The following is a 5,903-nucleotide window of genomic DNA, read 5'->3' as shown; positions in this document are numbered from 1 at the left end:
AAAATGTAATCTCAACTCCTGATAGAAGTGTTCACTATTTGAAAAATAGAGGAGGGGTTGTTTTGACAAAATTTTCTAAACCCTCTCCTACAAATCCAAAAGAGCTACGCACAGAGGAAAATTACTCTGATGAAAAAGTAGCCTATTGGGGACAAAATAACGATTTTCCCTACCGTCTTAAAGAGATGATTAAAGGAACAATTGTTTCCTCTACGCTCTATTTCAAGATGAAAGCCATGTTCTCTAGAGGAATTGAATTTGGCTATGTAAATGAGGACGATGAATTTATACGCATCAAAGACAAAGAAATCAAAAAATGGCTCTATCGTTCTAATATCAATCGCTATGCGCTCAAGGCTATTTCGGATAAAATTTTCTACAATCATGCCTATCCAGAGTTTGTCTTTTCAGTAGATAAAAAACAAATCGTCTCCCTAGTAGCCCAAGAAGCTGAGTTCTGCAGATGGGAAAAACACGATAGCAATGGTTTTATAAAAAATTGCTATATCAAAACAAATTGGCACGAAGATCCAGCAGCAAAAGATGCTATCAAAGTACCTGTTATTGATATTTATACCTACGATATGGAGGAAATTAAAAAGAATACTTCCTTCAAATTTATCTACCCTGTTTTTACGCCCACAGGTAAAAAATACTATCAAGACTCCTACTGGTCAGCTCTTTTGGAGAGTGGCTGGTTAGATGTCGCTAAAGCAATTCCTTTGTTTAAAAAAGCCTTGATGGAAAATCAAATTACCGTCAAGTACATTATCAAAATTCCTGAGCATTACTGGGAGTGGAAATTTACAGCTGATGAAGATGGTAACGGAGGTTGGGATTCTTTTTCTAGTGATGAGAAACAGAGCAAAATAGACGAAGCACTACTAGAGTTTGAGGACTTTTTGACAGGGAATGAAAATGCTGGTAAAGCTCTCATGATGCATTACAAGTTTGATGCAAATACACAAGAAAAATACCCTTCGTGGGAAATAGAACCTGTCCGAAGTGAAATCAAAGATGGAGAGTACATACAAGATTCTCAAGAAGCTAATTCTCATATTTTTCATCATTTGGGCTTCCCCTCAGCTCTCGGAGGAAATGCCCCTGGTAAAACAGGACAGGGAGCTGGAAGTGGTTCTGATGTGAGAGAATATTGGAATCTGTTTTCTATCGTCAATTATGCAGAAGAGTACGAAATCCTTGATCCACTCAAGTTCATAGCAGAATACAACGGTTGGAACGACAAGCACGGTGAAATTATAGAGTTTCGCTTCAAAAAATCTTTCCTACAAACCAAAGACGAAGTAACCCCTAAAAAACGAGAAAATGCAGCAGAGTAAAGAAGAAGCTATTTATCATTTAGAGCAAGCTCTTCTACTGCTCAAAGAGTCAAAGGGAGAGCTAGACGATGCAAGAACTGTAAAGCCAGATTCAAAATATTGTAAAGGTTCTGACGCTGGACATTCAGGAATAAGTCCAGATGGAAAGTATTTGACTAGAGGTAAGTTTTGGATACACAAAAAAGGAAACTTTCACAAGGGAAGTACCTTCTTTGAGGACGTTTTTAATCGCATCATGCAAAACAAAGTCTTGAAGCACTACAAGGAAAATGGTATCAAATATTTAGTTCTCAATCACGAATATTTAGATACTCCTTTGGAGGAAAGAACACGCATCATAAATACCTATCACAAAGAGGTACAAAAGTGTACCTTAGATAGTCTTCATTCTAATGCTTCTAAAAAGCAGAAAGCTAGAGGCGTGTCTATTTGGACATCTCTTGGTTACACAGAGTCAGATAGAAGTGCAGATGATTTGTGGCTAAGAATTAATAAACATCTTGCTCCTAAGTATAATATAAAAATGCTCAAGCAAGATTGGACAGATGGGGATTATGATTATGAGGCTAATTTTTGGATGTGTAAACAAACGCTTTGTCCTGCTAAACTCAATGAGTTTTTGTTTTTTGACAACTATGAAGATGCTCTACTGGCAATGCGTGAAGATGTACAAGATGATTATGCCTTACAGTTCTACAATAATACAGTTTGGGAAATGGATAACCTAGTGATATGATACTACTTTTTAAAACCTTAGAAGAATACAGGAAGTACATTCCTCGTAACGTGGCCTCAAAATTAGAGCTTATTGAAGACAACATTAGAGTAGCAACAAACAGATTTCTGATTCCCTCTCTTTCAAAAGCGCAGTACAACGAACTAGCTAGAAAATTTGATAATGGAAGTCTAACAAATCATCAAAAAGAGCTATTAGACCACGCTAGAAGGGTAGTCGCTAATTTCTCGGCTTCATTGTCTGTTCCTTCAGATTTGGTACAGGTGTCAAAAATTGGTATTCATAATATACATACAAAGGATAAAAAAACTGCTCCAGAGTGGCAAGTACAAAAGCTAGAGCGCAGCTATGAAAAAAATGGCTATGCTGCCATAGAGGAAATGCTGGAGTTTTTGACAGAACAAAAAGCTAAATTTCCAAAGTGGGTTACTTCAGATGCTTTTACAGAAGCCAAAGAATGTCTCATTGATTCGGCTAAAACGTTCAATAGAAGTGTTTTTATTGACCAAAACCGTAGGCTTTTTGTGGAAATGAAGCCTACGATGATGCGCACGCAGCGCACCCTTATTTTTCCTATGTGTGAAGAGCTATTTGAAAAAATACTGGAGAAACAGAAAAACGGACAGCTACAAGAAAAATATCTTATCGTTTTGGAAATGGCACAGCTCGCACTGGCAAAACTCACAATGGCTGAGTTTATGAAAACAAAGCCTATTATTATCGATAAAGATGGAATTACGACCGTTTCTACAAACAACACACACACCATCAAAGGCAAAACGGCTGCTAGAGCGAATTTGATTTCGATGGCGCAACAAACGCACGAAACACAAGGCAAGAAAGAACTCGCAAATCTTGAAGCCTATCTCAAGAAAAACAGAAGGCTCTACCCAGAGGTAGAAGCTAAATATCCAGAAAAAAAGAAAACTAGCTCTTGCTGCTCCAAATGCCATCAGAGCGTTTGCAAATGCAAGAGAAGTAAAAGAAAAATTGTGCGTATTTAATCACTAAACTTTATATCATTATGCCTACAGAAAACGACCAATGCCTTACTATTCAATTTGTTGAAAATCAAATTATTCTAAAAGTAACCTTTAATCTTGCAGATAAGCGCATCAAAATAAAAGATGTTGATGGTGTAGATTACAGAATTGAAGATTTTACACAAGAAAAACTCACAGATTATAATACAGCGATGACTGCTGTACTGGCTAAAGCAACTACGCTTTTCAATCCTGTAGTATAACAAAATAAAAATGTGTTTTTTTGGCTATTAAGAATCAATACTAAATAGCCCTAAATTGAGGTCTAATCATTCAAAATCAGCGCATAGGGGCGTTTTTTTGAACCTCTTATCTAAATTCAATTTATATCGTATGGAAGAGCTAGTTAAAAATACTGATTCGCAGAATATCGATGACCTCAAAAGTGTCGTCTCCTTTACACTTGATGCTGCTGAATCGGCTGAACGTGTCTTGGAGGATAAAAAGGTAGAGCCACAAGAAACCTTGGCTGAAACTATGATTTTGGTAGGTAAAATCTCCAAACTCAAAAATGTAAAATCTGCCGTAAAGCAAACAAAACACCTCAAAAATCCTCTCAAGCGTCAAGAACTTGTTGAGTTTGTCAAAGAAGACTTCGACCTCAAAAATGATAAAGTAGAAGAGCTTGTTGAAAAAACGCTTGTACTTATCAAAAAGGCTGGAGACTTAGTAGAAGAGGGTGTGGAACTGGTAGAACTCTACAAACAAATCAGACAAAGCTAATTTGAACACACTTACTTTACATAACGAAAAGTATCGAACTGAAAAGCTCATTCCATCCAAGTGGGATGAGCTTTTTTTAGATCAAGCCCTCCGTATTTTGCGACTGCAAAAATACCCTGAGTGTTTTTCTGTGCGCTTTCTTATGCTCAAAGTACTGCTCAATCTTAGACTGCTTAAAAAAGGTTTCAAAAGTGATCTATTTTTTGCTCTCCTTCTTAAAAATCACAGTCAGAAAGATAATTTCAAGCTGCTGGCTTTTACCGATTGGATATTTGAAGAGGAGAAGTCTTGTACAAAGCTACTGCTTACCAAGGTCAAAAAGCCACTTAAAAAAGTAAGAGTATGTAAGGATTTTGACAAAACCCAGTTTTGGCAATGGGTACACGCAGATACTAATTTCTTAGCCTATGCACAGACAGGAGACGAAATAGCTATCGATAAAATGATGGCGTGCTTCTACCTAAAAGATACCTTCAACGCAGAGACTATCGAAGAAGAGTCTACATTTTTTAAAAATCTACTGCCTGAAAAGAAAGAGCTATTTCTCATGTGGTACATAGGCAATCGTCAAGTGCTTGCTCAGACGTATGATGCTGTTTTTGGAGGAGAAAAAGAAGAGACAAAAAGGCGAGACTTTGGCTGGGCTGGAGTCCTAGATGATTTAAGCACAGATGTAACCAAGATGGAACAAGTCGGAGAGCTTAACATTCACAATGTTCTCTTTTCTATGAACAAGCGCATCATCAGAGATAGAGAAGCACAAGCAGAAGCTGAGAGAAACAACAAACAAAAATCATAGCCATGATAGTGTACGAGTATCAGAACTATTTTGAAAATATTGCAAGAAACTACAGAAAAATTCTTCATAATCCCGAAGAAGACAGGAAACGCTTCACCACAGGGAACATTGAGGAGCTTTTAGGTGGACTCAAAGCTGAATTAGATTTGAGTGAACCTTGTCTCATTCTCTACAACTTTGAAGGGCGTTTTTTAGAGGACGATGCAGAGGCAAAACGGCTACTGATGCAATCTGCTTTTGCCATTGTGCAAGATGTAGAAGAAACTGATTTTGAAGATATGGACAAAAAATCGGATGAGCTCTTTCAGATCGGTTCTGCTATTATCGGTAAAATGCTACACGATAGAGAGCTGCACGCTGAGGGCAAAAAATGTCCTTCGTTTATCTCTACATTTTCGCTGGATTCTGTAAAACAAACCTATGTTGGAAGAATTGGAGACAGCTCTTACGGCTGGCTCTTTGAGTTTGATATTCAGAACTCTGCTAATGAGCTGCTAACCTACAGAGAGGAGGAGTGGAATGAGTGAAATAAAAAAGTATTCAGGTAATTCAAATATTGGTGGAATTTGTGAAGTGCGTTTTCTCAAAAGATGTAATTTTGAGAAGTATCAGCTTCTGATAGAAAGATACCGAGGGAAAAACGGAATCATAAAAATATCAGCGAAAGAGGAGCTACTGAGTGTATTTGAAAAAATATATCATACTCGTTATTTAGGCTTTCACGAACAGCAAAATACGAGAAGCACACACGGCTTGTCATTTCCTCAAACGCTTACTTTTTCTGTTCCCAAGGATAGACCCGAAGTGCTGGCTAGAATTACGCAGCTTCAAGATGAGCCTATAACCGTCATTTTTAGAAATAACAATGACGATTGGAAACTTATCGGTACAGAGGAAGATTGGGCAATGATGCAAATAGCACAGCAAACAGGTACAGATACAGCCGACCCCAACAAATATATTTTTGAGGTAGTCTGTAATTCTCGTTATCTGTCTCCTTTTTTAGAGTATGAAGTCAGAGAAGAAGAGCCTCCTCCAGTAGATGAGCCTGCTGATTGCTTTGATTCTGGTTCAGGGTATTCTCATAAAACGGTAGAACCAAGAGAGGGACGAAAGTCTTATTTCTCACAAAGGTTCTTGAGAGCTGGCACGTATAAAGTGACAGCTCAAATAGACTTACCTACCCAGGTAATTATAAGGGATTTGAATACCAGTACCATCATAGATATTAGAAATATTCCATCAGGAACAAGCACCTATAC

At 37.6% G+C, this 5,903-nt stretch carries 8 protein-coding genes; all 8 read left to right on the top strand.

Features of this window, described 5'->3' with window-relative positions:
* Positions 1–1,340 (top strand): hypothetical protein (locus QZ659_RS19860; protein ID WP_291728730.1); only part of this gene is annotated, 1,340 nt, incomplete at its 5' end.
* Complete coding sequence (locus tag QZ659_RS19855; RefSeq protein WP_291728728.1) at positions 1,327–2,076, top strand: N-acetylmuramoyl-L-alanine amidase; 750 nt, start codon at positions 1,327–1,329, stop codon at positions 2,074–2,076. The genes QZ659_RS19860 and QZ659_RS19855, both read left to right, overlap by 14 nt.
* The gene (locus tag QZ659_RS19850) at positions 2,073–3,080 is read left to right on the top strand and encodes a DUF6712 family protein (protein ID WP_291728726.1); all 1,008 of its coding nucleotides are present in this window, start codon (positions 2,073–2,075) and stop codon (positions 3,078–3,080) included. The genes QZ659_RS19855 and QZ659_RS19850 overlap by 4 nt, the downstream gene beginning before the upstream one ends.
* Positions 3,081–3,100: 20 nt before the next feature.
* Positions 3,101–3,322 (top strand): hypothetical protein, encoded by a 222-nt coding sequence (locus QZ659_RS19845; RefSeq protein ID WP_291728724.1) that lies wholly within the window; start codon positions 3,101–3,103, stop codon positions 3,320–3,322.
* 130 nt (positions 3,323–3,452) lie between these two features.
* Positions 3,453–3,842, top strand: a complete 390-nt coding sequence (locus QZ659_RS19840; RefSeq protein WP_291728722.1) for a hypothetical protein — start codon at positions 3,453–3,455, stop codon at positions 3,840–3,842.
* Between the two features lies 1 nt (position 3,843).
* The gene (locus QZ659_RS19835) at positions 3,844–4,641 is read left to right on the top strand and encodes a hypothetical protein (protein ID WP_291728720.1); all 798 of its coding nucleotides are present in this window, start codon (positions 3,844–3,846) and stop codon (positions 4,639–4,641) included.
* A gap of 2 nt (positions 4,642–4,643) precedes the next feature.
* Positions 4,644–5,168 carry a hypothetical protein gene (locus QZ659_RS19830; protein ID WP_291728718.1) on the top strand — a complete coding sequence of 175 codons (525 nt, stop codon included), beginning with the start codon at positions 4,644–4,646 and terminating at the stop codon, positions 5,166–5,168.
* Positions 5,161–5,903 (top strand): hypothetical protein (locus QZ659_RS19825; protein WP_291728716.1); only part of this gene is annotated, 743 nt, incomplete at its 3' end. The genes QZ659_RS19830 and QZ659_RS19825, both read left to right, overlap by 8 nt.

Source organism: Bernardetia sp., from assembly GCF_020630935.1.
In the GTDB taxonomy this organism is placed as follows: domain Bacteria; phylum Bacteroidota; class Bacteroidia; order Cytophagales; family Bernardetiaceae; genus Bernardetia.
This window is presented reverse-complemented; position numbering and strand designations above follow the sequence as displayed.